Genomic DNA, 26,373 nt, shown 5'->3' with positions numbered 1-26,373 from the left:
TCGCAAGCGTTAGTCGCAACGCCTGCACAAACGCGTAGCCGTATGAATAGCAGGCGCTATTTCGCGGGCGCCTGCGCTTTGTTCTGGTTCGCGCAATCCGAGGTGAACACCATGCTCGCCTGATCCGGCGTCATATGCGGTGCGTTCGGCGCGTAGATTTTTTCGATGATCGCGTCAACCGCTTGCCGGTCGGACGGATCCTTGTAGTAACTGGCCGCCTGATCGAGCGCTTGCGCCTTGGTCTTTTTGTGCGAGCGCCACGACGCGACCTGGCCGGCGATATCGCCGAGCGCGAAACATTGGTTGCTGACCGTTTGAGCGACGGCCTGCGCCGCCGGTTGGGCGAGGCACGCCGCTGCCAGCAGGGCGGATACGACTACGCGTTTCATGACCTGAATCCTGTCATTAAATGAGCGCGGTATGAAAGCGATGGCATGCGCCACCGCGGCGACCGCGCGAATAAAGAACCGCGTAGTTTATCGGTAAGTGGCGCGTGACGTTTTTTTGCGCACGCGGATCAATGCCCAAACGACTCCGCGTTCGACGCCGCTGGCGTCGCCCCATGCGGCCGCGCCGCCTGCTTGAGCAGCAGCGCCACGCACGCAATCAACCCCGCAATCGCCACCATCGCGAAGATCCCGCCGAACGAGAAATGACGCCGCGTCAGTTCCGCGACCAGAAACGAGCCGGCGATGCCGCCAAAGCGCCCGATCCCAAGCATCCATGCCACGCCCGTACCGCGTCCTTCGGTCGGATAGAACGCGGCGGCGAGCGCGGGCATCGACGATTGCGCGGTATTCATCAGCACGCCCGCCACGAACACGATAAACACCAGCGCGCCGACATTGCCCACCGCCTGCCCGATGAAGTACACGCTCACGGCCGTCAACGCATAGCACGCGGCGATGATCCGGTTCGCGTTGAACTTGTCCATCAGCACGCCGCACAGCACGGCACCCACGCCGCCGAGCGGGAACAGCGCCGAAATCAGCGTTGCGCGCTGCGGCGTGAGGCCGGCGTCTTTCAGCAGAATCGGCATCCAGTTGATCGACGCGTAGAAGATCACCAGACCCATGAAGTACGCCACCCACAACATCACCGAGCCGACGATATACGAACGCGACAGCACCACGCCCAACCCCTTGCTACCGGTTTGCGGCGCGGTTTCGGTCATGGTGAACGAGCCCGCTTGCGCGGCCTCGCTCGAAATACGCGCGAGCGCCGCGCGAATCCGCTCGACCGGCGCGCTATTGGCGACCATGTAGCGGACCGACTCCGGCATCTTGATCAGCAGCAGGACTAGCAGCAACAGCGGCGTGATACCGCCGAGCAGCAACACGCTGCGCCAGCCGACATGCGGAATCATCCAAGCGGCGAGAAAACCACCGAACGCGGCGCCGAGCGGAAAGCCGCAGAACATCAGATTGATCAGCGTCGCGCGACGGCGATCCGGGCAGTATTCGCCCATCATCGTCACGGCGTTCGGCATGGCCGCGCCGAGTCCGACGCCGGTCACGAAGCGCAGCAGCGTGAGTTGTTCGATATTGCTCGAGAAGGCCGACGCGAGGCACGCCACGCCGAACAGCAGCACCGAGCCGAGCAGCAGCGAGCGTCGCCCGAGACGGTCGGATAGCGGGCCCGAGCCGAGCGCGCCGCAGGCGAGGCCGAACAGCGCGGCGCTCAGCACCGGCGCGAGGGCCGGTTTCGTGATGCCCCATTCGGCGATCAGCGAAGGCGCAATGAAGCCGATCGCCGCCGTGTCGAAACCGTCCAGCAGGACGATCACGAAACACATGAAGAAGATGAGCCACTGGAACGGCGAGAAGGGATGTTCGTTGATGAAGGTTTGAACGTTCACAGCGGTACTGCGGCTCATGATGGTCTCCTGACTGCGAAAAAGCGCGAAGGCTCGTGATTACGAGCCTTTCTTTCTTCTACGATCGTGTGCCGTTTAGAAGCGGTGCACGATGCCTACGCCCGCGGCGAACTGGCTGCGCGACGACGAGGGCGCGCTCTGGAAGCCGTCGCCGATCGTGGCTGTGGCGCTGATGATATGCCCCGAGCCGGCGGTGCCGAGCGTGTTGCCGTTGGTGCGCTGGAACGCCTGCAACGCATAAAGGCCGGTGCGCTTCGACAATGCATAGTACTCGGACAGGTTGACCTGCTGGTACTGCGCCGAACTCGTGATGCCGTTCGCCTTGGTCGCGCGCGTGTAGCTGTAGCCGGTGGCGAAGTCCCACGAGACGCTCGGCTTCCAGTGCAGCACCGCGCCGGCCGTGTTGAAGATGGCGGTGTCGCGGAAGCTCGAACCGACGCCCGGAATGTACTGCACGTTCGAGTAAGCCGCCGACACGTCCCAGCCGTTGCCGAAGTTATACCCGCCGGTCACGGCAAAGCGCTGCTGCGCCTGAGCGGTCTGATAGCCGTTGGTCACCGCCGACACACCCGGCTGCGCGCCGTTGTTCGATACGGTCGAATCCGCACCATACGCGCCGCCGCCCACCGTCGAATTGTTGATCCGCATGAAGCCGACCGCGATGCCCACCGGACCATTGAGGTACTGCACCGCGCCGCTCCACGTCGAGCCGCGGTTGAGGCTGCCCGGCACACCGCCGACCGCGTACGAGCCGCTGAACGTGAAGCCGTACAGTTTCGGTGACGTATAGACCAGCGAGTTGTTGGCGCGATAGATCGTGTCGAGTGCGTCGACGTCGCCCGGATGCGCGCCGTAGTAGCCGGTGAGCCACGTGGTCGGGCTGTACGGCGACAGCAGCGAGTAATACGCGGTGTACTGGCGGCCGGCCTGGAACGTACCGTAGGTCGGGTTCGTTACGCCAACCCAGGCCTGGCGGCCGAACATCGCGTTCGTGTATTGCTGGCCGCCGGTGGCGGAATTGAAGCCGGACTCCAGCTGGAAGATCGCCTTGGTGTTGCCGCCCAGGTCTTCCGCGCCCTTCAGGCCGAAGCGGCTGCCGGCCCACACGCCGTTGATCATCCTGACGTTCGACTTGCCGCCCGAGGTCGAGCCGAGCGAAGGCGCCTGGCTGCTCTGATAGCCGATACCCGTGTCGACGATACCGTACAGCGTGACGCTGCTTTGGGCGAAAGCGGGCGCGCTGGCCAACGCGGCCATCGCGCAGGCGAGCCGGGTCATGGTGATGCTGCGATTCATGAGGGTGTTCTCCAAGGCGACCTGCTCCGGCCTGCTGGCAAGCCGGGCAATCCAGTCGTCGATCAATTTTTGTGATTTGTTCGCATATAGAACTGTGATTCTTTGTGCGAACAGGCGTCACTGTAAGTAAATCGACAACGAAGGGTCAACGCGGGATTACCCGAGCGTGTTGCAGCGGTGCGTCGGAAAGGAGAGTGCGCTGGACAGCGCGGAGGACTGCTGAGGCCGCAGCGCGCGTCGGCGTGCCGGGAAAAGACGGGGAAGGACGCGCCGGCCTGAAAGGCTTGGCGCGGCGCTCAATGCAACACTTAACGCGGTATTCAGAAGATCACATAGACCTTGCGCATCGTCTCTTCGACTTCCCAGAGGCCTTCCGTGTTGGCTTCGAAGAACAGCGTGTCGCCGCTCGCGAAATGGATGGTCTCTTCGTTGTCCGGCGTGAAGCGCCCGCAGCCCGCGATAAAGTGCATCACCTCCGCCTGCTTGATCGAACGGCGATAGGTGCCCGCCGTGCATTCGAAAATGCCGGTATCGACCGCCTCGTTGCCTTCAATCACGCGTTGCACGCCGGACACCTGAATCGGCGTCGTGCCCGGCAAGCCGACCGTGCCCCAGTCCTCCAGATTCCGCAGATTCACGCTTTGTTTGAGCTGCTGTACCTTCATCTTCGCTTTACCTTTTGAATGTGCTGAAACGGATCACTGGCCTGCGGTGTCGGGACGCGTGACGGTCTGTTCGATCTTGCCGAGTCGCACGACTGTGACGCCCGGCCGCAGTTGCCGCAGCGAAGGCATGACGAGCATGCAGTTGTCGTAAGGTGTCACGACCGCCTCGCCGTTCGACCAGCCGATCACGGCGCCGGCCTTGTCGAAGATTTCCAGGCCCGTGTACGGCGCGGCGAAACGGAAATCCATGCTGGTCGCCACGACCGGCTGCGTCACACGTACGATGTGCTGCACAGCCGGCAACGGCGCGAGCCAGTCCTGCGGCAGATCCGTTTCGTCGATCACGCCGGCCAGCAGCAGAAAACGCGCGGTGGTGTCGCGCGCCACGCCGACCGCGCCGCGTTCCCAGTGCTGTCCGCATTCGATCAGCAACGCGTTCTTCGTGCTGGCGGGGTCGCCGAAGCCTTCGTAATCGCGCATACGGCGGCCCTCGGGATGGCCTTCGTCGCAGATCACCGTGGCCGGCGTGCCGAGCTTCACGGCCAGTTCGCTGCCTTTTTGCAGCGGTCCCGCGACGATCAGCGGCTTGCTCTTTTCGTGCATGGAATGCAGATCGAGCAGGGCGTCGACCGTGTCGATCACCGGCCGCATCTCGCGGGCGCGCGTCAATTCGCTGGAGGTGCGCGAGGTGTCGTCGAGCGTCGCGGCGGTCCACACGCGGTTGAAGTCCTGATCGACGAAACGCGCGGCGTCGGGCTTCGCGGGATCGAAGCTCAGGTAAGCGGCGATGTTCGCGAACCCCAGCGTGAGGCGCCCGCGCCGCGGCCGCAGTTGGCGGCGCAGCAGTTCGTCGACGACGATCGCGCCGCACACTTCGTTGCCGTGCGTGAGCGCATTGATCATTACGTGCGGGCCGGGTACGCCGGAGTCGAACGTATGGACGTATGCGATCCCTGATGACGAGTGTTCATGCACCGAGATGTCGGGGAACTCGACTTCGATCGGATAGGCTTCGATGCTCATACGTAAGTGTCCTGGCAAAAAGTTAACGGGCCGACTCGGGCCGACTCGGGTGGGCTCAGTTCTCAGGCAAGTTTAGCCGCGATCGCCTGGCCGACTTCGGTCGTGTTTGCCTTGCCGCCCAGGTCGCCGGTATGCGGGCCTGTCACCAGCGTAGCCTCGATGGCCGCGAGAATTGCGTCGTGCGCCTCGCGCTCCTTGCCTTCGTGATTGCCGAGGAAGTCGAGCATCATCGCCGCCGACCAGATCATCGCGATCGGATTGGCGATGTTCTTGCCGGCAATGTCGGGCGCCGACCCGTGCACCGGTTCGAACAGCGACGGAAACTTGCGGTCGGGATTCAGATTGGCCGAGGGCGCGAGGCCGATCGTGCCGGTACAGGCGGGGCCGAGATCGGACAGAATGTCGCCGAACAGATTGGTGGCGACCACCACGTCGAAACGATCCGGATTCAGCACGAAGCGCGCGCAGAGAATGTCGATATGCTGCTTGTCCCACGTCACGTCGGGATACAGCGCCGCGATGCCGGCCGCGCATTTGTCCCACCACGGCATGCTGATCGCGATGCCGTTGCTCTTGGTGGCGACCGTGATTTTTTTGCGCTCGCGGCGCTGCGCGAGGTCGAACGCGAACTTCAGCACGCGCTCGCTGCCGTGCCGCGTGAACACCGATTCCTGCAGCACGAATTCGCGCTCGGTGCCTTCGAACATCACGCCGCCCACCGACGAATACTCGCCCTCGGTGTTCTCGCGCACGATCCAGAAGTCGATGTCGCCGGCCTTACGGCCCGCGAGCGGCGACGGCACGCCGGCAAACAGACGCGCGGGCCGCAGGTTGATGTACTGATCGAATTCGCGGCGGAACTTGAGCAGCGAACCCCACAGCGAAACGTGGTCGGGCACCGTGTCGGGCCAGCCCACCGCGCCGAACAGAATCGCGTCGGCGGATTGCAGTTGCGCTTTCCAGTCGTCCGGCATCATCTTGCCGTGCTGCGCGTAGTAGTCGCAGCTCGCCCATTCAATGTGCCGATACTCGAAGTCGAGCTCGAAGCGGGTTTTCACGGCGTCCAGCACGCGTAGCGCTTCGGGCATCACTTCGACACCAATGCCGTCGCCGGGAATGACCGCGATCCGATATTTCTTCGACATGTTGCTGCTCCTCCATTAGGACGTTCGACGCTTCAATCGGGTTTATTTTATTCCTGCTGTTTGAGCCTAAAATGGTCGCTTTAGTTAAGCCACTGTGCACGATTCGTGTACAAACGCATGGACCGCCGAGCGACCTATGAACTCCGTCCCTTCACCCGATCTCGGCGATTTGCGCGTGTTCTGCGAAGTGGCGCGTAAATCCAGTTTCAGTGCGGCGGCGGAGGCCTTGTCGGTGTCGGCGGCGTACGTCAGCAAACGGATCAATGTGCTCGAGACTACGCTCGGCACGCGGTTATTGCATCGGTCCACGCGCCGGGTCGCGATTACGGAAGCCGGCGAACGCGTCTACGCGTGGGCCGAGAAGATTCTCGACGACGTCGATCAACTGGTGGAAGACGTGTCGACCACGCGCCGCATTCCCGGCGGCAAGCTGCGTATTTCCAGCAGCTTCGGTTTCGGACGACGTTTCGTGGCGCCGGCGTTGGCGCGTTTTTCGGAGCGTTATCCGCAACTGAGCGTGCGGCTCGATCTGTTCGATCGTCTCGTGGATGTGGCCGGCGAAGGCTTCGACCTCGACATTCGCATCGGCGACGAGATCGCGCCGCATCTGATCGCACGGCGGCTCGCGTCGAATCATCGCGTGCTGTGCGCGTCGCCGGGGTATATCGCGCGGCATGGCGCGCCGCGGCAACTCGCCGAGCTGTCCTCGCATGCGTGTCTGGCGATCAAGGAGCGCGATCATCCGTTCGGTTTGTGGCGTTTGACGGTGCGCGGCGAAGCGGTGTCGATCAAAGTCACCGGACCGTTGTCGACCAATCACGGCGAAGTAGCGGTGCAATGGGCGCTGGCCGGGCGCGGCATCGTGCTGCGTTCCATGTGGGACGTGCGGCCGCTGCTCGACAGCGGCCAGTTGCAGCAGGTGCTGCCCGAGGTCACGCAACCGGCGAATCTGTGGGCGGTGTATCCGGCGAGGCTCGCGCAGTCGGCGAAGGTGCGGGTATGCGTCGACTTTCTGAGCGAGGAGTTCGCGCAATGGAGTCCGCCGGAGTCCGCTGAAGGCGCGGCAAGGGAGCAAGCCGCCGAACCCTGACGTGAGGGCCCGGCGCTATCGATACGCCTAGTTGTGGTTCTGCGAGAACAGCGTTTCGAGCGGGTAATGGCTCTTCACGAACGGCGACTTGATGATCACGTAGCTGAAGTACTTCTCGATGCCGATATCGCGTTCGAGCAAGCCTTCGACAATGCTCTGATAGTGGCTCACGCTGCGCGTGATGAACTTCAGCAGGTAGTCGTAGCCGCCGCTCGCGAGATGGCATTCGACGATCTCGTCGACGTCGCGGATCGCATTCACAAACTTGATGAAGTCTTCCCGCCGATGATCGGCGAGCGTGACTTCAGTGAACACGATCTGCACGTCGCCGAGCTTTTCGAGCTGGATCTGCGCACCGTAGCCGATGATGTAGCCGGCCTTCTCCAGACGTTTGACGCGAATCAGGCAAGGGCTGGGCGAAAGGCCGACCGCGTCGGCAAGCTCGACGTTGGTGATGCGGCCTTTCTTCTGCAGCTGTGAAAGTATCCGCAGGTCGATCCGGTCAAGCTTGCAGTCGCTGCTCATCGTAACGTTGTCGCTCCGGCGGTTGGGGGACAGGCTGAGGGTGCCTCTACTCTAGCATGCAGCGGCGTGAGTTTTGACCTTCAGCGCGGCCCGCACGTCGGCTTGCGCGAGCACGTCGTCGAGGGTCTTTTCGAGCCGTTCGAACATCAGGTCGAAGTCGGCCTCGGTGTACGACAAGGCCGGCGCGAAGCCGAGTATGTTGTCGCCGAACGCGCGGAAAATCAGGCGGTTTTCATACGCGGCGGCGGCGATCCGTTCGGACAGTTTCAGCGCCGGGTCGAAGCCCGCTTTGGTCTCTTTGTCGGCGACCAGTTCGAGTGCGCCGAGCAGGCCGCGATGTCGTGAGTCGCCCACCAGCGGATGCGCGAGCAGCGCATCGAGACCGCGCGCGAAGCGCGGCGCTCGCGCCACGCCGTTCGCCAGCAGGCCGCCTTCGTGATACAGGCGTAGCACTTCGAGGCCGATCGCCGCGCTCACCGGATGCGCCGAATACGTGTGACCGTGACCCACCACGGCTTCGGCGTCGCCATCGGCAATGCCCTGATAAATTTCATCGGACATCAGCACCGCGCCCATCGGCGCGTAGCCGGCGGTCAACCCTTTCGCCACCGTCATCAGATCCGGTTCGACGCCTTCGCCCTGGCAGGCGAATAGCGGACCGGTGCGGCCGAAACCGGTGATGACTTCATCGGCGACGAACAGGATGCCGAGCTTACGGCAACTTTCGCGCATGGCTTTGAGCCAGCCGACCGGCGGCACGATCACGCCGCCCGACCCCTGGATCGGTTCGCAGAAGAACGCCGCGACGTTGTCGGCGCCGAGTTCGGCGACCTTCGCTTCGAGCCCGGCGACCGAGGCGGCGATCAACGCGGCGTCGTCGGCGAAATCGTTGCGGTAGGCATACGGCGACGGCAGATGATGCTGGTTGGGCAGCGGCAGATCGAAGTTGCGATGGAACGCGGGCAGGGCGGTGAGCCCCGCGCCGGTGGTCGACGAACCGTGATAACCGCGTTGCAGCGCGATCACGTGCTTCTTCGACGGATGGCCCGTGGCGTTGAAGTAATGCGTGATGAAGCGCAGCGCGGAGTCGACCGCGTCGGAGCCGCCGAGCGTGAAATACACGTGCTGCAACGAAGCGGGCGATACCTCGACGAGCTTCTGCGCCAGCTCGATAGCCGGCTCCGAGCCGAAGTGGAAATAGCCTGTCGCGTAGGGCAGTTTTTGCATCTGCGCGGTCGCCGCGTCGACGATGCTCTGCTGGCCGTAGCCGGTGTTCACGCACCACAGGCCGGAGAAAGCGTCGAGCAGTTCGTTGCCGGCCGCGTCGCGCAGAAATGCGCCGCTGGCCGATTCGAGAATGGTGACGCCACGGGCTTCGTGCGCGCGGTAGTTGATGACCGGATGGATCAGATGCTTACGGTCGGCTTCAATGAGCGAATGAATCGGCATGATGGGTTCTCGTCGCGGGAAAAGGCTGTTGACCGTTCCATACTACTGATCAGCGACGATTCACCGCTTGCCTAAACAAATGCCTGAAAAGCGCGCGCGACGCGTTTTGATGCATGAACTCGGCATTTTCTGCTGCGGGTGTTGAAAAGCGGCTTGGCGGTCCCGTTTTGCGTCCGGCGCCGTGTTCAATAACCCTGGGTCCGGTCGATCTGACCGAGCATCGGCAAGCCCTCGCGATGACGGCGCAGATTGTCGAGCACCACGTCGACGGCGGTGTCCGGTCGCGTCGCGCTGGCGATATGCGGCGTGATCCGCACGCGCGGATGCATCCACAGCGGATGACCGGCGGGCAGCGGTTCGGGATCGGTGACGTCGAGAATCGCGTTGTGCAACTGGCCGCTCTCCAGCGCGGCGAGCAGGTCGTGCTGATTCAGATGCGGTCCACGCCCCGTTTGAATCAGCGAGGCGCCGCGCGGCAGCTTCGCGAACAATGCCGCGTCGAGCAGGCCGCGGGTCGCGGGCGTCAGCGGCAGCAGACAGATCAGGATGTCGGTGCGCGCCAGAAACAGGTCGAGCGCGCCTTCGCCCGCATAACAGTCGACGCCCTCGATCTCGCGTGCCGAGCGGCTCCACCCCGCGCAGTCGAAGCCAAACAGCCGCAAGCGCTCCAGTACGGCGGTGCCCAGCACGCCGAGTCCGAGCACGCCGATGCGCCGCTGGCCGGCCGGCATAAGCGGTAACTCGCACCACACCTGCTGCCGTTGCTGCAAACCATAGTCGAACAGATCGCGATGAATCGTCAGCACCGCCTGCGTGACGTATTCGACCATGCCGTCGACGATCCCCGGTTCGATCATGCGCACCACCGGCACATGCGCCGGTACGCTCGACAGATCGAACTGATCGATACCGGCGCCGACCGAGAACACGACTTCCAGATTCGGAAAGGTGCGGGTGGGGTTGTCAGGCGGCTGCCAGGCGGCGAGATAACGGATCGCGGCCGGATCGCCGTGCTCGGGCCAGATATGAAAGGGCAGGTCCGGCGCTTTCTGCGCAAAGAGTTTCGCCCACTGGGCGCCACGCGCCGGGTCGGCTTTGTAGAGAAAGGCCATGGTCGGTCAGAGGATTGCCTGGTTGATGATGCCGTATTGAAGGCAGGCGGCGTGGCCGGCGGCGGCAGTGCTTGCGGACGCAACGTCATTCGCCTGTGCGGGTTCGTTAGTGACGCCAGCCTCGGCCCGCACCATCTTCACCACCGTATCCACGCGCGGCAGCCCCAACTGTTCCAGCCATTCAGTCAGACCGCTGTCGCCTGGCGTATCGATCCGCACGAACACGCCTTCATTCAGCGCGAGCCAGTGGCTGATCAGTGCCTTGGCGCGGCTCGCGTCATCGGATGCGGGCGCCACCACCGGCCCGATCGCGAAGCCCCGCCCGAAGCGCCGAAACAGCGCGAAGCCGACCAGTTCGCCATCGCGGTCGAGCGCGATGCCGTCGGCGGTGCTCATCAACGCGGGCAGCACCTCGCCGCGATCCAGGCCGCTGGCTCGCGAAGCCAGTTCAACCAGCCGTGCCGTATCGCGGGAGCCGAGCGGGCGCAGCCGCTCGCCCGGTGGCAAGGACACGAGCGGCGGCTGGAACGCCGCGCCCTGATGTTGATCGAGCGTGCCGGCCGCGCGAAAGCCGAGCTTTTCATAGAGCGGCTGACCGGCAGGTGTTGCGTGCAGAAACGTGACGCGGCCGCCGAGTTCTTCTAGCACGCATTCCATCAGCTTTCTGCCGATGCCGTGCCCCTGCCGCGCCGGCGACACGATCACCATGCCGAGCGACGCGCGATCCGCGCCGTACTTCCAGCACAGCGCGGTGCCGATCACGCCGCTCGCGTCTTCCGCGACGAAACCCACGCCCAGTTGCGCGACGAAGCGCCAGTCGTCGGCGCGATGCGGCCACTTGAGCTCGACGGTCAGCGCGTGCGCGGCGGCGATGTCGTCGAGGGTGAAGCGTCTATAGGTAATCGAATCGGTCTTCGAATCGGACACGCCGGACTCCCTGAATGGCTGAAGGCTTACGCCGTCACTGTGTCATCCGCTGCGCGGTGTGACTAGGACGATCTTTTTATCCGGGGCGCCGGAACGGGCCGCCGTGCAAATCGATGCAAAACGCCCAGTCTGGACCTGGTTTACCAGCGCGTTCTGCTGTGCGGCGATTTTTGTCGGCGACATATGCCGGGCACGCGGCTCTACGATTTTGTCATGGCGGCGGCGTGGTGAAGGCCGGCCGCGTGGACCCTCCAGCCAGTCACACAGGACCTCTCTCATGCACAGCTTCAATCCGAACGACGTCGCGATTCGCAGTGGGCATTTCATCGGCGGCGAGTATGTGGAGGGCAACGAGCACGACGGCGCGCGCCGCCTCGACGTCTCGCGTCCGTCGGACGGCGTGATCTACGCGTCCATTCCGCTGGCCGATCCCGCGATGGTGGACCGCGCGGTCGAGAATGCATGGCAGGCCTTCCGGCACAGCGGTTGGGCGCGCATGGCGCCGCGCGAACGCGCAAAGATCCTGCGCCGTTTCGCCGATCTGGTCGAAGCCGACGCGCCCGCGCTCGGCCGCCTCGAAGCGCTCGGCTCGACGCGTCCGATCGCTCAGGCGGTCGGCTGGGACGTGCCGTTCACCGCCGAGGGCATCCGCTTCTACGCGGAGTTCGCCGACAAGCTGGGCGGCGAAGTCGCGGCAACCGATCACGATCATCTGGGCATGATGATCGCGGAACCTTATGGCGTGATCGGCGCCATCGCGCCGTGGAATTTCCCGCTGGTGATGGCGTCGTGGAAGATCGCCCCCGCGCTGGCGGCGGGCAACGCGGTGGTGCTGAAACCGTCGGAGATGACGCCGTTCTCGGTGCTGCGGCTGGCCGAACTGGCGGTCAAGGCGGGCGTGCCCGCCGGCATCTTCAACGTGATTCAGGGCGATGGCCGCGTGACCGGCGACGAACTCGTGCGCCACCCGAGGATCAGCAAGGTCACGTTCACGGGCTCCACGCGCACCGGCGCCGCGATCATGACAGCGTGTGCCCAAAGCGGCACCAAGCCGGTCACGCTCGAACTGGGCGGCAAGAGCCCGCAAGTCGTCTTCGCCGACGCCCCGCGTCTGGACGACGTGGCGCGCCGCATTGCCGGCTCGATCACGGGCAACGCTGGTCAGGTGTGCGTGACGGGCTCGCGGTTACTGGTTCAACGAGGCCTTGCCGATGAGCTGAGCGAGCGTATCGGCAAACTCTTCGCCGAACTGAAACCCGGCGCGACGTGGGCCGCGGATACGACGCTCTCGCCGATCATTTCCGCGCCGCAGGCGGCACGGATCGAGGCAATCGTCGGACGAACGTTGGAAGCGGGCGCAACGCTGCGTTATGGCGGCACGCGCGTCGACGGCGGCGCGCATGGCGCGTTCTACTCGCCGACCTTGCTCGCGGACGTCACGCCTCAGTCCGAGGCCGTGCGCGAGGAAATCTTCGGTCCCGTGCTGACGCTGCAAACCTTCGACACCGAAGAGGAAGCGCTGGCGCTCGCGCAGCATCCCGACTACGGGCTCGCGGCGGGCGTGCATACAGCCGACCTCGGCCGGGCGCTGCGCTTCGTGCGCGGCCTCGAAGCCGGCACGGTGTGGGTCAACCGTTACGGGCGCAGTTCCGATTTCATGATTCCGACGGGCGGCTACAAGCGCTCGGGCATCGGCAAGGACCTCGGCCGCCAGGCCTATGAGGCCAACCTGCGTTTCAAAAGCGTGCTGATCGATTTGCGGCCTTGAGCGCGCGCCGGTCGGCTGATCGCGGCAAAAGCCTGTCTCACCGCGGTACGCCGACCGAAAACCCATAACCAGCAAGGCTTTCAGGCCGGTCGCCGCATTCTGTGCTGTCCAGCGGCCCCAAAACGCATGGTTTGTGTCACCAGCAGCACCCGAATCAGGAACATCTATGTTTTTGCGCTGATTAAATCTTCTACAGCGCTGAGCTTTCCGCTGTTTTCGTTAATGAGCTCGCTGCGAGTTCACCACCTCGATAGGACTGCATCATCATGATCGAATTCGAACCGAAGTACATCACCTTCGACTGCTACGGCACGCTGACCAAATTCCGCATGGCCGACATGACGCGCGAAATGTTCGGCCACCTGCTGAGCGGCGACGACCTCGAAAAACTCGTCGCGTTCTACGCCGGTTATCGCCGCGACGAAGTGCTCGGCGCATGGAAGCCGTATCGCGACGTGGTGGTCAACGCGTTGCGCCGTGCCTGCCAGCGCATGAACGTCGAGTTCAACGAAGTGGAAGCCGAGAAGATCTACACGGCCGTGCCGACCTGGGGCCCGCATCCCGACGTGCCGGAAGGCCTCGCGCGTCTGGCGAAGAAGTACAAGCTGGTGATTCTGTCGAACGCCTCGAACAACCAGATTCAAAGCAACGTCGACAAGCTCGGCGCGCCGTTCCATAAAGTCTTCACGGCGGAGCAGGCGCAATCGTACAAGCCGCGCATGCAAGGCTTCGAATACATGTTCGATCAACTGGACTGCAATCCGGAAGATGTGCTGCATGTGTCGTCGAGCCTGCGCTACGACCTGATGACCGCGCACGACATGGGCATCAAGCACAAGGTTTTCGTGAACCGCGGTCACGAACCGTCGACGCCGTACTACCAGTACTACGAGGTCGACGGCATGCCGCAACTGGCCACGGAACTCGGTCTGTAAGCGCCGGTTGCCCGCGCTGAAGACAACACACCGCCTCGCTCATTGCCCCTCTCAAGGACAGACCGGATGAAGCTCGATTCCTATTGGCTCGACACCGCACCGCCGCTGTTGTCGGCGTGTGAAGGCCCGGTCGACGGCCAGGCCGATGTGCTGGTGATCGGCGGCGGCTTCACCGGACTGTCGGCGGCGCAGGCGTTGGGCAAGCGCGGCGCGGCGGTGACCGTGGTGGACGCGGGGCGGATTGGCGGCGGCGCGTCCGGGCGCAACGGCGGGCAGGTCAATACCGGCGTTGCGCAGGACTTCGTTGCGCTGGTCGCGCAACTCGGCGTGGAGCGGGCCAGCGCGTGTTATCGCGCGTTTTCGGACGCGGTCGACACGGTCGAGCGGCTGATTCGCGAAGAAAACATCGACTGTAATTACGTCGCGACCGGCAAGCTGAAGCTGGCATCGAAACCGCACCATCTCGCGCATCTTGAGAAGACGGCGGAGCTGATTCGCCGCGAAGTCGATACGGATATCGAACTGATCGGTCGCGAACGGATTCGCAGCGAGGTTCAATCGGACAGTTTTCATGGCGGCCTGTTGCAGCGGCACGGCGGCCAGATGCACATGGGCAAGTTCACCGTCGGTCTCGCCGATGCCGCCGTGCGGCGTGGTGCGAAGCTGTATGAGAACGCGGCCGTCAGCGCGATCGTGAAGGACGGCAGCGGCTATCGCGTCACCACCGCGCGCGGCGAAGTGCGCGCGAAGCAGGTGCTGATTGCGACGGGTCCGTCGCGGCATGGTCCGTTCGGCTGGTATCGGCGTCGGATCGCACCGATCGGCTCGTTCATCGTCGTGACGGAACCGTTGCCGCCCGCCTTGCTTCAGCAGGTGTTGCCGAAGCAGCGCGCGTACACCACCACGCGGCTGATGCATAACTACTTCCGCGTGACGCCCGACTCGCGTCTGCTGTTCGGCGGCCGCGCGCGTTTCACGGCGTCCGAACAGCCGTCGGATGCGAAGAGCGGACGGATTCTGCGAGACGGTCTCGTCGCGATGTTTCCGCAACTGGCGAGCGCGCGTATCGACTATTGCTGGGGCGGTCTCGTCGACATGAGCGCCGACCGTCTGCCGCATGCCGGCCAGCATGACGGTGTCTATTTTTCGATGGGCTATAGCGGTCACGGTACGCAGATGTCGACTCACATGGGCCAGGTGATGGCCGACGTGATGGATGGTCACGAAGAACAGAACCCGTGGCGCGAGTCCGAATGGCCCGCGATTCCGGGCCACACCGGCAAGCCGTGGTTTCTGCCGCTGGTGGGCACGTACTACCGCATCAAAGATATTTTTTACTGAATTCCCGTCGTCGTATCAGGCAATCACAACCACACAGCCGCACCCACAATTCAACCTCGCTTACCCTCGCGGAGATGTTCGATGAATAAGGAAAACTCGCAACACGGCGTGCTTCAACTCGATACGAGTCTTGAGCGATTGACCGCCAGGGGGGCATCGCGGCGCGATGTGCTGCGCGCGATGGCCGCGGCCGGCATGATGTCCGTGACGGGCGCCGGCCTGTTGTCCGCGAGCGGCGCGGCCTTCGCGCAAGCGAAGCCGAAGCAGGGCGGCAAGATCCGGGTGGCGACGCAATCGGCCTCCGCTTCAGACACGCTCGATCCCGCGAAAGGCGCGCTCAGCACCGACTATGTTCGTGGGTTCATGTTCTACAACGGGCTGACCGAACTCGATTCGCACCTCGGCGCGAAGATGGCGCTGGCCACCTCGCTGGATACAAAAGACGCGATCGTGTGGGTTGTGAAGCTGCGCACGGGGGTGCAGTTCCATGACGGCAAGGCGCTCGCGCCGGCCGATGTCGTCTATTCGATCCTGCGTCACAAGGACCCGGCCACGGCTTCGAAAGCCAAGACGCTCGCCGACCAGATCAAGGACGTGAAGGCCACCGGCCCGAACGAAGTGACCATCACGCTGGAGGGCGCGAATGCCGACCTGCCGGTGATTCTCGCGACCTCGCACTTTGTGATCATCAAGGACGGCACCAAAGATTTCAAAACCGCGATCGGCACCGGCCCATTCAAGGTCAAGGAGTTCTCGCCGGGCGTGCGCACGGTCGGCGTGAAGAACGAGAAGTACTGGAAACCCGGCATGCCGCATCTGGACGAAATCGAGCTGATCGGTATCGGCGACGAATCGGCGCGCGTCAATGCGCTGCTCTCCGGCGACGTGCAACTGATCAACTCGGTGAGCCCGCGTTCGACCGCGCAGATCAAGAGCGCCGGCGGCCACTCGGTGCTGGAGACGAAGACCGGCGAGTACACCGATCTGATCGTGCGCGACGAAAACGGCATTACCGGTAACGACGATTTTCGGCGGGGCATGATGTATCTGCAGAACCGAGACCAGATTCGTCAGGCGATTTTCCAGGGCTACGGCGCGATCGGCAACGATCAGCCGATCGATCCGACCAACAAGTACTACCTGGCCGGCTTGCCGCAGCGCGGCTTCGATCCGGACAAGGCGAAGTTCCACTTTCAGAAGGCGAAGGTAGGCAGCGCGCCGATCCAGATTTTTGCGTCGCCGGCCGCCGAGGGCTCGGTGGAAATGGCCATGCTGCTTCAGCAGGTTGCGCCGCAAGCGGGTCTGAATCTGCAGGTGACGCGCGTGCCGGCGGATGGCTACTGGTCGAACCACTGGATGAAGCATCCGCTCGGTTACGGCTCGGTCAATGCGCGTCCGAGCGCCGACGTGATCTTCACGCAGTTCTTCAAGTCCGACGCACCGTGGAACGAAGCGAACTGGAAGAGCCCGAAGTTCGATCAGATGCTGGTTGCCGCGCGCGGCGAACCCGACGACGCGAAGCGCAAGAAGATTTACGGCGACATGCAGGTGCTGGTGCATGACAACGGCGGCATCGGCATTCCGCTGTTTCAGAGTTCGATCGATGCGTACACGAACAAGCTCAAGGGCCTCGGTTCGATTCCGCTGGCCGGCTTGATGGGTTTCATGTTTGCGGAAAACGTCTGGCTCGAAAGCTGAGTCTGATGGGTCCTGCTGTTCCAGGAGGCGACTTTCAATGAAAGCTCATGCGCAACGTCTTATCGCCGCGCGCCTCGGCCTCGCGCTGCTCACGCTGCTGCTGGTCTCGGCGGTGGTGTTCGCCGTCACCGGGCTGCTGCCGGGTGACGCGGCCCAGCAGGCGCTCGGCCAGGCGGCGACACCCGAGGCCGTCGCCGCCCTGCGGCATCAGTTCGGGCTCGATCAGCCCGCGCTGCAGCGCTACGTCGAGTGGCTGGTGCAGGTGGTGACCGGCAACTTCGGCATCTCGATGTCGAACAATCTGCCCGTCAGCCAACTGATCGCGACGCGCCTGCCGAACTCGCTGGTGCTTGCCGGTCTCACGGCGCTGGTCTCGGTGCCGCTCGCGCTGACGGTCGGCATTGCGTCGGCCATGTTTCGCGGCTCGCTGCTCGACCGCACGCTCAACGTGCTGACGCTGTCCACGGTGGCGGTGCCGGAGTTCCTGATCGCGACCGTCGCGGTGCTGATCTTCGCCGTGAAGCTGCGCTGGCTGCCGGCGCTGTCGTATCTGTCGGAAGTGGATTCGTTCGGCGCATTGCTGCGTATCTACGCGATGCCGGTCATGACGCTGTGCTGCGTGCTGGTTGCGCAGATGGCGCGCATGACGCGCGCCGCGGTGCTCGATCAGCTCAATTCGTCGTACGTGGAAATGGCGGTGCTCAAGGGCGCCTCGCCGGTTCGGGTGGTGTGGCGGCACGTGTTGCCGAACACCGTCGGGCCGATTGCCAACGCGGTGGCGCTGAGCCTGTCGTATCTGTTCGGCGGCGTGGTGATCGTCGAATCGATCTTCAACTATCCCGGCCTCGCGAGCCTGATGGTCGATGCGGTCACGAATCGCGATATGCCGCTCGTGCAGGGCTGCGTGATGGTGTTCTGCGCGGCCTATCTCGCCCTCGTGCTGATCGCCGATCTGTGCCAAATCGTCTCTAACCCGAGGCTACGTCGATGATGAGCCAACCTACCAATCCCCACCACGTTCCGCACGCGGGCACTGAGTTGTACGACGTGCAGCGCGACGAACTGGTCGCCGAACCCGCGCCCGTCGAAACGGCCGCGTTGAAGCAGGGCGTGTTCAAACGGCTCGTGCAGCGTTTTTCCGTGCTCGGGCTGATCGGCCTGACGATGGTCGCGTTCTGGCTGCTGGTCGCGTTCGTCGGGCCGCTGGTCGCGCCGTACAAAGGCGGCGCGCTGACGTCGACGGAAATTTTCGGTCGGTATAGCGCGGCGTATCCGCTCGGCACCGACTATCTCGGCCGCGACATGTTGAGCCGGATTCTCTACGGCGCGCGCTATACGGTCGGCCTCGCGCTGGCCGCCGCCGTGCTGGCCAGCGTGATCGGCACGTTCTTCGGTTTGCTGGCTGCAGTGTCCGGACGCTGGGTCGATGAAATTATCAGCCGTCTGTTCGACGCGCTGATTTCGATTCCGAGCAAGGTGCTCGCGCTGGTGGTGATCGCCGCGTTCGGTTCGTCGATCACGATGCTGACCACGGTCGCGGCATTGGCCTACATTCCCGGCGCGTTCCGCATTTCGCGCTCGCTCGCGGTGAACCTGATGGGCCTCGAATACGTGCAGGTGGCGCGGGCTCGCGGCGAAGGCATCTTCTATATCGCGCGGGTCGAGGTGCTGCCGAACATGATTCATCCGATGCTCGCGGATTTCGGCTTGCGCTTCGTGTTTATCGTGCTGCTGCTCAGCGGGCTCAGTTTTCTCGGGCTCGGCGTGCAGCCGCCGAATGCCGATTGGGGTTCGCTGGTGCGCGAGAACATCGGCGGCTTGTCGGAAGGTGCGCCCGCCGTGTTGATGCCCGCCGTCGCGATTGCGACGCTGACGATCGGGATGAATCTGCTGATCGACAATTTGCGGCGTCGCGGCCGTAGCCATGGAGGTGCGTGATGGCCGAGCGGGACATGATTGAAGTAAGAGGCCTGCGGGTCGTCGCCGGCGCGGCGCCGGGGGCCGTGACCGAGATCGTCAAGGGCGTCGATTTTTCGGTGAAGCAGGGCGAGGTGCTGGCGCTGATCGGCGAGTCGGGCTCGGGCAAGACGACCATTGCGCTGGCGCTGCTCGGCTATGCGCGGGCCGGGTGCTCGATCAGCGGCGGCTCGGTGTGCATCGGCGGACTCGACGTGTTGTCGCTCGACGCGAAAGGACGTCGCGCGTTGCGCGCGCGCACCGTGGCGTATGTCGCGCAGAGCGCGGCGGCCGGTTTCAATCCGGCGCGCACGATCATGGATCAGGTCACCGAGCCGGCGCTGCTGCATCAGTTGATGACGAAAGAGGCGGCGCGGGTCAAAGCGATCGACCTGTTCCGCGCGCTGGCGTTGCCCGCGCCGGAGACGATCGGCGAGCGTTATCCGCACCAGGTGTCGGGCGGGCAGTTGCAGCGCTTGATGGCCGCGATGGCGCTGATCACCGATCCGGCCGTGGTGGTGTTCGACGAACCCACTACCGCGCTGGACGTGACCACGCAGATCGAAGTGCTCGCGGCTTTCAAGAAGGTGGTGCGCGAGTTGGGCACCACGGCTGTGTACGTGTCGCACGATCTGGCGGTGGTCGCGCAGATGGCGGACCGCATCGTCGTGCTGAACGGCGGCACGGTGAAAGAAAACGGCGCGGTCGCGCAAGTGCTCGATGCGCCCGTGGATGCGTACACGCGTCAATTGCTGGCCGCGACACGCCGCCCGGAACTCGAACTGGAAGCGCCGCTCAACCCCGGCAAACATGTGCCGCCGTTGCTGGAGATTCGCGGGCTATCGGCGGGGTATGGCCGCATCGACCGGTTCGGATCGCCCGCCGTGCGCGTGCTCGACGACGTCAGCCTGACGATTCCGCGCGGCCGCACGCTCGGCGTGATCGGCGAATCCGGTTCCGGCAAAACGACGCTGGCGCGTGTGGTGGCCGGGTTAGTCGACCGTGCGAGCGGTGAGGTGCTGTTCAACGGCAAGCCGTTGCCCGCGCAACTGTCGCGGCGCACGCCGGAACAATACCGGCAGATTCAGATCGTGTTTCAGAATGCCGACACGGCGCTGAATCCGAGTCATTCGATTGCCGACATTCTCGGCCGGCCGCTCGCGTTTTATCACCATCTGCGCGGCTCAGCAGCGAAAAAGCGGATGCTGGCGCTGCTCGATCTGGTCAAGCTTCCGGCGTCGATCGCCACGCGTACGCCGGCCGGTTTGTCCGGCGGTCAGAAGCAGCGCGTGAATCTGGCGCGCGCGCTCGCCGCCGATCCCGCGTTGATTCTGTGCGACGAAGTCACCTCCGCGCTCGACACCGTGGTCGGTGCGGCGATCCTCGATCTACTGGCTGAATTGCGGCGCGAGCTGGGCGTGTCGTACATGTTTATCAGCCACGATATTTCGACAGTGCGCGCGATCTGCGACGAAGTGATCGTGCTGTATGCCGGCCATCGCGTGGAAGCGGGGCAGCGCGACATGCTCGCGGCGCCGCCGTATCACCCGTACACGGGCCTGCTGGTCGATTCGGTGCCGGTGTTGAAACCCGGTTGGCTCGACGCGCGTCGTGGGGTCGTCGCCAGCGCCTTACCGGCAATGGGCGAGAGCGCCGATATCGCCGAGCTGTGCGCGTTCCGCGCGCGTTGCCCGGTGCGGATCGACGGCATGTGCAACATGACGCCGCCGTCCATGAAGAAGCTGCCTTCCGGCGCGGAGATTCTTTGCCACCATCCCGCCGCGGAACTGAACCGCTTGCAAACCCTGGAGACGACCCCGGCATGAACGGACGATTTGTACGGCTAGCGGAAACGGGCCGTCGCACCTTCGCCATCACGGTGGACGGTGTGGCGCGCGAAGCCGCCGAGGGTGACACGCTGATGGTCGCGCTGCTGACCGGCGCGACCACCTTGCGCGATTCCGAATTCGGCGACGGACGTCGCGCCGGTTTCTGTCTGATGGGCGCGTGCCAGGATTGTTGGGTGTGGACCGCGCAAGGCGAGCGCGTGCGCGCGTGCAGCACGCCCGCCGCGCCCGGCATGTCGATCGTCACGAAGCTGGCGGAAGCCGGGGAGGGTGTATGGCCGCGCGGATAGTGGTGATAGGCAGCGGGCCGGCGGGCGTGCGTGCCGCGCAGGCGCTGGTCGAAGCGGGGCTGCGGCCGACCGTGATCGATGAAGGACGGCGCGACGGCGGGCAGATTTATCGGCGGCAACCGGAAGGTTTTTCGCGCAGCTACGCGACCTTGTACGGCACCGAGGCCGAGCGTGCCGCTTCGCTGCACCAGAGTTTCGATGCGTTGAAGAGCAAGGTCGACTATCTGCCGGACACGCTGGTGTGGAATATCTCGCCGAATGCGTTGCACCTGGTGAGCGGCACGCGCTACCGGACGTTGCCGTTCGACGCGCTGATTGTTTGCAGCGGCGCGACCGATCGGTTGATGCCGGTGAAGGGCTGGCATCAGGCGGGCACGTATAGCCTCGGCGGCGCGCAGGTCGCGTTGAAATCGCAGGGCTGCGCGATCGGTTCGCGTGTCGTGATGATGGGCAGCGGGCCGTTGCTGTATCTCGTGGCCGCGCAGTACGTGAAGGCGGGCGCGCAGGTCGCGGCGGTGCTCGATACGTCGACGTTCATGCAGCGCGTGGCCGCATTGCCGAAGTTGCTGGCGATTCCCGCTGCGTTGAAAAAAGGCATTGCGTTGACGCGTGTGCTTGCCCATGCACGCGTGCCGGTTCATCGCGGCGTGCAGCCTGTCGAGATCAAAGGCACGCCGCAACACGGCGTGAGCGGTGTGGAAGTCGCGCTGCCCGGCGGCGCGCACCTCGAGTTCGCGTGCGATGCCGTCGCGCTCGGTTATCACTTGCGTCCCGAGACGCAACTCGCGGATCTCGCGGGTTGCCGCTTTATATTCGACGACGCCGCGCAGCAGTGGCTTCCGCATATCGATGCCGACGGCCGCAGCAGCATCAAAGGTGTCTATCTGGCGGGCGATGGCGCACGCGTGCGCGGCGCCGACGCGGCCGAACGCTCGGGCCGCCTGGCCGCGCTGGCGGCCCTGCAGGATCTCGGCACGCCGGTTGAGGGCGTGGAGCGCTTGCGCGCCGAACTCGCGCGCTTCACGCGCTTCGCCGCGGGGTTGAGAGAAGCGTTTCCGTGGCCGGCGAAATTCGCTGCCGCGTTGCCGGACGAAACGATCGTCTGCCGGTGCGAAGCGATCACGGCCGGCGAATTGCGCCGCGTCGTGCACGCGAGCGGCGCGCGGGAAGCCAACCGCGCGAAGGCGTTTTCACGGGTTGGCATGGGCCGCTGCCAGGGGCGTTATTGTGGCCACGCGGGCGCCGAAATTATCGCGGCGGCGGCCTGCGTGCCGCTGTCTTCCGTGGGACGATTACGCGGCCAGGCGCCGGTTAAACCGCTGCCCGTGGCGTTGGCTGAAGAGGTGAGCGAATGAGCGCGACTTCCTCCATTAAGGGCGGCGAGGCCGACGTCATTGTGATTGGCGGCGGCATTGTGGGGACCACGACGGCGTTCTTTCTGCGCCAGCGCAACCGTTCGGTGATTCTGCTCGAACGCGGTCTCACGGGACAGCAGGCGAGCGGCGTGAACTTCGGCGGAATTCGCCGGCAAGGCCGCTCGTTGCCGCAACTGGCGATGTCGAACCGCGCGCTGCGTACGTGGCAGCGTTCGGCGGAACTGCTCGGTGAAGACGTCGAGTTTCTGCCGGTAGGCCATACGCGGGTCTGCTATCACGAGAAAGACGTTGAGAATTTCGATCAGTACGCGATCGATGCGCGCGCGCATGGTCTCGATCTCGAAGTGCTGCACGGCGAGGCCCTGTTCAAGCGTTATCCGTTTCTCGGCCGCGAAGTGCTGGCGGCCTCGATTTCACCGCTCGACGGCCACGCGAATCCGCGACTCGCGGCGCCCGCATTCGGCCGCGCGGCGGCGCGGCTCGGTGCGCAGATCGTCGAGAACACGGAGATTGTTCGCGTCGAGAAAGACGGGGGGCGGTTTCGCGTGGAGAGCGCGCGCGGCGACGTGTATTGGGCGGCGCAACTCGTGATCTGCGCGGGTGCATGGGCCACCCGTCTCACTGAGCAATTCGGCGAAACGGTGCCGCTCATTGCGAGCGGCCCGCAAATGTGCGTGACCGAGCCGGTGCCGTATGTGTTCAAGTCGTCGATCGGGGTGTTCACGTCGATCAAGGAAGAGAGCATTTACTTCCGGCAGATTCCGCGCGGCAACATCATCGTGGGCGGCGGGCCGCCTGGGCCTGCGGATGCCGTGACTTGCCGCGCTTCGGTGCTGCCGGCCAATACGGTGGGTCAACTGAAGCAGATGCGCCGGATCGTGCCCGCGCTCGCGCCGCTGCATATCATTCGCGTGTGGAGCGGCGTGGAAAGTTATCTGCCCGACAGCGAGCCGGTGATCGGTCCGAGCAGCAAGGTCGATGGCCTGTTTTACGCGTTCGGTTTTTGTGGTTCGGGTTTCCAGATTGGCCCGGGCGTGGGCGAGACGATGGCGGAACTCGTCGGCACGGGCAGCACGGCGATTCCGCTCGACACGTTTTCCATTCGGCGATTCGCCACCCGACAGGCGGCGGTCCGTTCGAGCACGGTGATGTCATGACACAGTCGCTTGGGCTTAATGCCGCGCGGGCGTTTATCGAAGCGCACTTCGACGAACCGGTGACGCTCGCGCAACTCGCGGCGCTGTCCGCGTTGAGCGTGTCGCGCTTCGCGACGGTGTTCCGGCAGGAATATGGTTCGTCGCCGTACCGGTATCTGTGCGGGTTGCGGATCCAGCGCGCGCAGATGCTGTTGCTCGAAGGCGTGCCGGGCTCGGTGGTGGCGACCGAGGTCGGCTTCTTCGATCAGAGCCATTTCGGCCGGCATTTCAAGCGATGCTGCGGGATGACGCCGAGTATGTTTATCGAGCGTGCTGGCGGCCGTGCTGTGAGCGTTACTGCGCCGCGTTCAGCTTCCGCCATAACGTCGTCTTGCTGATGCCGAGCGCGGCGCACACCGCGTCGCGGTCGCCGCCGTGCGCGACCAGCGCCGCGCGGATTTCGTCGGCTTCCACGTGGCGGCTGCGTTCGCGTAGCGTGAGCGCTGATTTTTTCGCGCGCGGTTGAAGGTCGAGTGTGATTTCAGGCGCGACGGTGCGCAGTATTTCGCGCGTTAGGGCGGCGCCGCTTGTGCCGCCTTGAAGCGCGTCGGTGTCGGTCTCCGTGTCGGCATCGGCGAGTTCCACCGCGAGCCGTTCGATCACGTTCTGCAATTCACGCACATTGCCCGGCCACGGGTAGTGCCGCAGGGCGTCGCCGAGACCTTCCAGAACCCGTTCCGCCGCCGCGGCATCCGGCAGACGTGCCGCGAGCCTTGGCTCACGCGCGGCGGCCTGCAATAGCAGTTCGACGGCGAGCGGCAGCAGGTCGGTGGGGCGCTCGCGTAGCGGTGGCAGCGCGATGCTCAGAATGTTCAGCCGGTAGTATAGGTCCGCACGGAACCGTCCCGCTGCGATACCCTCCGTCAACGCACGATGCGTGGCCGCAACGACGCGGATATCGACCCGCGTCGGCTCCGTCGAACCCAACCGAACCACCTCGCGTTCCTGCAGCACGCGCAACAACCGGCTCTGCAACGACAACGGCATTTCGCCGATCTCGTCGAGAAACAGCGTGCCACGATGCGCCACTTCGATCAGCCCCGCTTTGCCGCCTTTGCGCGCCCCAGTGAACGCGCCTTCCTCATAGCCGAACAATTCGCTTTCCAGCAATGCCTCGGGAAACGCGCCGCAATTGATCGCGACGAACGCGAAATCGCGCCGCGCGCTCAACTGATGCATGCTCTGCGCGACCATTTCCTTACCCGTGCCGCTTTCGCCGAGAATCAGAACGGTGGCGTCGGAGCGCGCGTAACGCCGGACCAGCGTGCGTACCCGTTCGATCGAATCGGACGCGCCGACGATATCGTCGAGCCGGTAACGTGCGCTGAACTGCTGCACGCGCTGCCGCGAGCGCAACGTACGGTCGAGCCGTTCGACTGCGCGCGATTCCTGAAACGTCAGCACCGTGCCGGCCGCCGCGCCGCTGCTCGCCAGCGGTCCGCGATGCACGACGTAACTCGCGCCGCGCACCGTGCAGAAAGCGTCGCCGTCCGCTTCCGGCAGACTGCCGGCGAGATCCGGCGCGAGTTCGAGCAACACGCGGCCTACCGCGCGCGCGGCGTCGACGCCGAGCAGGCTGGCGAGGCGCTGGTTCATCGCTTCGACTCGTCCTTGCGCGTCGAGCGCCACCACGCCATCGCGCAGATGTTGCAGCAGATTGTCGAGCCGTTGACGACGCACCGTTTCGCGGCGGGTGGCTTGCGCGACTTCGAGCGCGGTGTCGAAGGCGGCGCGTATCGACGCGCGCGAATAGAGAAACACCGCGCCCATGCCGGCGTTTGCCGCGAGGTCGGTGGCGAGGCCGGGACCGACCAGCATGTCGATGCCGCGATCGCGCAGATCGAGCACGACGCTTTCCGCGTCCTGCGCGGATTGATACGACGCTAACGTGACGTCGAGTGCGAAGGCGGCGACGAAGCGCCGTACTTCGTCCGGCGTATTGCCGTGCGTGACGAGGGCGACGTTCGTGCCATCGCGCCGCGCGCGGGCGAGCGCATGCATCACGTCGAAACCGGTCGGGCTGATCTGCACGACCGGAACCGACACGCGGGTTTTCAGATACGCGCCGTTGGAGCCGCCCGCGATCACGACATCGGGACGACCCGCGCCTGCCGCTTCGATCTCGCGCACCGCGTCTTCGAAACCGTGCGACACGATGCGCAAATCCGCGCGCTCCACGTATTCACCGGCGATGTCGAAAAACAGATCGCGCAGGCGACTAATGCTGAGCGCCCAGATACGAGGGCGCTGGCCGGGTTCGAAAAGCGGTGTGCTCAAGATGGCGTGCTCGCGGCGGGCGTAGGAGGTCCGGCTATTATGCGCCTGTCGATTTCTAATTTGAAATTTCAATTTCAATTATGAAATCGTTCGTGGATGATGCCAGACAGAGGTTTTTTGTTAAATCAGTCACTTAGCTCCGTCTGCCGCGCCTGGCCCGTTCTTTGCATTTCAGGCTGCAGTCAAAGTCAAAGCACCCCCAATGCATCTGGAGACATACCCATGAGCGAAGCAGACAACAGCACGCCGGCCGCAGGCGCATTCAAACCGAAGAAATCCGTCGCGCTGTCGGGCGTGACGGCAGGCAACACGGCGCTGTGCACGGTCGGCAAGACCGGCAACGACCTGCATTACCGTGGCTACGACATTCTCGACATTGCCGGCGCGTGCGAATTCGAAGAGATCGCTTATCTGCTGGTCCACGAAAAGCTGCCGACCCAAGCCGAACTAACGGCCTACAAGACCAAACTCAAAGGCATGCGCGGCCTGCCCGCGAACGTGAAAGCCGCGCTCGAATGGATTCCGGCCGCCGCCCACCCGATGGACGTGATGCGCACCGGCGTCTCGGTGCTCGGCACCGT

Annotated in this window: 24 protein-coding genes; 13 read left to right on the top strand and 11 right to left on the bottom strand. The window is 64.3% G+C overall.

Translation table 11 applies throughout. The features are described 5' to 3' along the window. Nucleotides 1-56 precede the first annotated feature (56 nt). The 6 genes from HWY05_RS35250 to HWY05_RS35225 all read right to left on the bottom strand — a co-directional run bounded on the left by HWY05_RS35250 (nucleotide 57) and on the right by HWY05_RS35225 (nucleotide 6,005). The gene (locus HWY05_RS35250) at nucleotides 57-389 is read right to left on the bottom strand and encodes a hypothetical protein (RefSeq protein ID WP_035555318.1); all 333 of its coding nucleotides are present in this window, start codon (nucleotides 387-389) and stop codon (nucleotides 57-59) included. Nucleotides 390-517: 128 nt separating this feature from the next. Further along, nucleotides 518-1,876, bottom strand: coding sequence for an MFS transporter (locus HWY05_RS35245; protein ID WP_176061198.1), 1,359 nt, complete (start codon nucleotides 1,874-1,876; stop codon nucleotides 518-520). Between the two features lie 75 nt (nucleotides 1,877-1,951). Continuing rightward, nucleotides 1,952-3,172, bottom strand: coding sequence for a porin (locus HWY05_RS35240; protein WP_035555322.1), 1,221 nt, complete (start codon nucleotides 3,170-3,172; stop codon nucleotides 1,952-1,954). Between the two features lie 320 nt (nucleotides 3,173-3,492). Then, nucleotides 3,493-3,837 (bottom strand): cupin domain-containing protein, encoded by a 345-nt coding sequence (locus HWY05_RS35235; RefSeq protein WP_176061197.1) that lies wholly within the window; start codon nucleotides 3,835-3,837, stop codon nucleotides 3,493-3,495. 33 nt (nucleotides 3,838-3,870) lie between these two features. After that, on the bottom strand, nucleotides 3,871-4,860 hold the full coding sequence (locus HWY05_RS35230) for a succinylglutamate desuccinylase/aspartoacylase family protein (protein ID WP_176061196.1): 990 nt from the start codon (nucleotides 4,858-4,860) through the stop codon (nucleotides 3,871-3,873). 62 nt (nucleotides 4,861-4,922) lie between these two features. Beyond that, on the bottom strand, nucleotides 4,923-6,005 hold the full coding sequence (locus tag HWY05_RS35225) for a tartrate dehydrogenase (RefSeq protein WP_176061195.1): 1,083 nt from the start codon (nucleotides 6,003-6,005) through the stop codon (nucleotides 4,923-4,925). A 136-nt stretch (nucleotides 6,006-6,141) separates the two neighbouring features. Between HWY05_RS35225 and HWY05_RS35220 the strand changes: the two genes are divergently transcribed. Continuing rightward, nucleotides 6,142-7,095: a LysR substrate-binding domain-containing protein gene (locus tag HWY05_RS35220; RefSeq protein WP_176061194.1), complete on the top strand. Its 954-nt coding sequence runs from the start codon at nucleotides 6,142-6,144 to the stop codon at nucleotides 7,093-7,095. A 27-nt stretch (nucleotides 7,096-7,122) separates the two neighbouring features. Here the strand turns inward: HWY05_RS35220 and HWY05_RS35215 are convergent, their stop codons facing one another. The 4 genes from HWY05_RS35215 to HWY05_RS35200 form a co-directional block, all read right to left on the bottom strand. Further along, complete coding sequence (locus HWY05_RS35215) at nucleotides 7,123-7,620, bottom strand: winged helix-turn-helix transcriptional regulator (RefSeq protein ID WP_035555332.1); 498 nt, start codon at nucleotides 7,618-7,620, stop codon at nucleotides 7,123-7,125. Nucleotides 7,621-7,671: 51 nt separating this feature from the next. Next, nucleotides 7,672-9,069 carry an aspartate aminotransferase family protein gene (locus HWY05_RS35210; RefSeq protein ID WP_035555336.1) on the bottom strand — a complete coding sequence of 466 codons (1,398 nt, stop codon included), beginning with the start codon at nucleotides 9,067-9,069 and terminating at the stop codon, nucleotides 7,672-7,674. A gap of 185 nt (nucleotides 9,070-9,254) precedes the next feature. Then, a complete protein-coding gene (locus HWY05_RS35205; protein ID WP_176061193.1) occupies nucleotides 9,255-10,181 on the bottom strand; it encodes a glyoxylate/hydroxypyruvate reductase A in 927 nt (308 codons plus the stop codon). Between the two features lie 6 nt (nucleotides 10,182-10,187). Then, nucleotides 10,188-11,108 carry a GNAT family N-acetyltransferase gene (locus HWY05_RS35200; RefSeq protein ID WP_244146779.1) on the bottom strand — a complete coding sequence of 307 codons (921 nt, stop codon included), beginning with the start codon at nucleotides 11,106-11,108 and terminating at the stop codon, nucleotides 10,188-10,190. A gap of 277 nt (nucleotides 11,109-11,385) precedes the next feature. On the opposite strand from HWY05_RS35200, the gene HWY05_RS35195 reads away from it, so the two are divergent. The 11 genes from HWY05_RS35195 (at nucleotide 11,386) to HWY05_RS35145 (ending at nucleotide 23,853) form a co-directional block, all read left to right on the top strand. Further along, nucleotides 11,386-12,876, top strand: a complete 1,491-nt coding sequence (locus HWY05_RS35195; protein WP_176061192.1) for an aldehyde dehydrogenase family protein — start codon at nucleotides 11,386-11,388, stop codon at nucleotides 12,874-12,876. A 266-nt stretch (nucleotides 12,877-13,142) separates the two neighbouring features. Continuing rightward, nucleotides 13,143-13,811, top strand: a complete 669-nt coding sequence (locus tag HWY05_RS35190) for a haloacid dehalogenase type II (protein ID WP_035555348.1) — start codon at nucleotides 13,143-13,145, stop codon at nucleotides 13,809-13,811. 66 nt (nucleotides 13,812-13,877) lie between these two features. Then, nucleotides 13,878-15,152 carry an FAD-binding oxidoreductase gene (locus HWY05_RS35185; RefSeq protein ID WP_035555351.1) on the top strand — a complete coding sequence of 425 codons (1,275 nt, stop codon included), beginning with the start codon at nucleotides 13,878-13,880 and terminating at the stop codon, nucleotides 15,150-15,152. Between the two features lie 81 nt (nucleotides 15,153-15,233). After that, a complete protein-coding gene (locus tag HWY05_RS35180) occupies nucleotides 15,234-16,850 on the top strand; it encodes an ABC transporter substrate-binding protein (RefSeq protein ID WP_035555354.1) in 1,617 nt (538 codons plus the stop codon). A gap of 37 nt (nucleotides 16,851-16,887) precedes the next feature. After that, nucleotides 16,888-17,841 (top strand): ABC transporter permease, encoded by a 954-nt coding sequence (locus HWY05_RS35175; protein ID WP_035555356.1) that lies wholly within the window; start codon nucleotides 16,888-16,890, stop codon nucleotides 17,839-17,841. Next, complete coding sequence (locus tag HWY05_RS35170; protein ID WP_156126690.1) at nucleotides 17,838-18,788, top strand: ABC transporter permease; 951 nt, start codon at nucleotides 17,838-17,840, stop codon at nucleotides 18,786-18,788. The genes HWY05_RS35175 and HWY05_RS35170 overlap by 4 nt, the downstream gene beginning before the upstream one ends. Continuing rightward, a complete protein-coding gene (locus tag HWY05_RS35165; RefSeq protein ID WP_176061191.1) occupies nucleotides 18,788-20,632 on the top strand; it encodes an ABC transporter ATP-binding protein in 1,845 nt (614 codons plus the stop codon). The genes HWY05_RS35170 and HWY05_RS35165 overlap by 1 nt, the downstream gene beginning before the upstream one ends. Next, nucleotides 20,629-20,943 carry a (2Fe-2S)-binding protein gene (locus HWY05_RS35160; protein WP_035555362.1) on the top strand — a complete coding sequence of 105 codons (315 nt, stop codon included), beginning with the start codon at nucleotides 20,629-20,631 and terminating at the stop codon, nucleotides 20,941-20,943. Before HWY05_RS35165 ends, HWY05_RS35160 begins: the two co-directional genes overlap by 4 nt. Next, nucleotides 20,928-22,298 carry an NAD(P)/FAD-dependent oxidoreductase gene (locus tag HWY05_RS35155; RefSeq protein WP_176061190.1) on the top strand — a complete coding sequence of 457 codons (1,371 nt, stop codon included), beginning with the start codon at nucleotides 20,928-20,930 and terminating at the stop codon, nucleotides 22,296-22,298. Before HWY05_RS35160 ends, HWY05_RS35155 begins: the two co-directional genes overlap by 16 nt. After that, a complete protein-coding gene (locus HWY05_RS35150) occupies nucleotides 22,295-23,476 on the top strand; it encodes an FAD-binding oxidoreductase (protein WP_035555368.1) in 1,182 nt (393 codons plus the stop codon). The genes HWY05_RS35155 and HWY05_RS35150 overlap by 4 nt, the downstream gene beginning before the upstream one ends. Then, the gene (locus tag HWY05_RS35145) at nucleotides 23,473-23,853 is read left to right on the top strand and encodes an AraC family transcriptional regulator (protein ID WP_176061189.1); all 381 of its coding nucleotides are present in this window, start codon (nucleotides 23,473-23,475) and stop codon (nucleotides 23,851-23,853) included. Before HWY05_RS35150 ends, HWY05_RS35145 begins: the two co-directional genes overlap by 4 nt. Here the strand turns inward: HWY05_RS35145 and prpR are convergent. Continuing rightward, nucleotides 23,810-25,792, bottom strand: coding sequence for a propionate catabolism operon regulatory protein PrpR (prpR, locus tag HWY05_RS35140; RefSeq protein ID WP_035562711.1), 1,983 nt, complete (start codon nucleotides 25,790-25,792; stop codon nucleotides 23,810-23,812). The two genes, HWY05_RS35145 and prpR, sit on opposite strands and share 44 nt — an antisense overlap. Nucleotides 25,793-26,014: 222 nt before the next feature. Between prpR and HWY05_RS35135 the strand changes: the two genes are divergently transcribed. Beyond that, on the top strand, nucleotides 26,015-26,373 hold a 359-nt coding region (locus HWY05_RS35135), incomplete at its 3' end, for a citrate/2-methylcitrate synthase (protein WP_279614196.1).

The sequence above is a fragment of the Paraburkholderia sp. BCC1876 genome (assembly GCF_902833695.1).
GTDB lineage: Bacteria > Pseudomonadota > Gammaproteobacteria > Burkholderiales > Burkholderiaceae > Paraburkholderia.
Note: the sequence above shows the minus strand (reverse complement) of the source record. Positions and strands in the feature narration are given on the sequence as shown.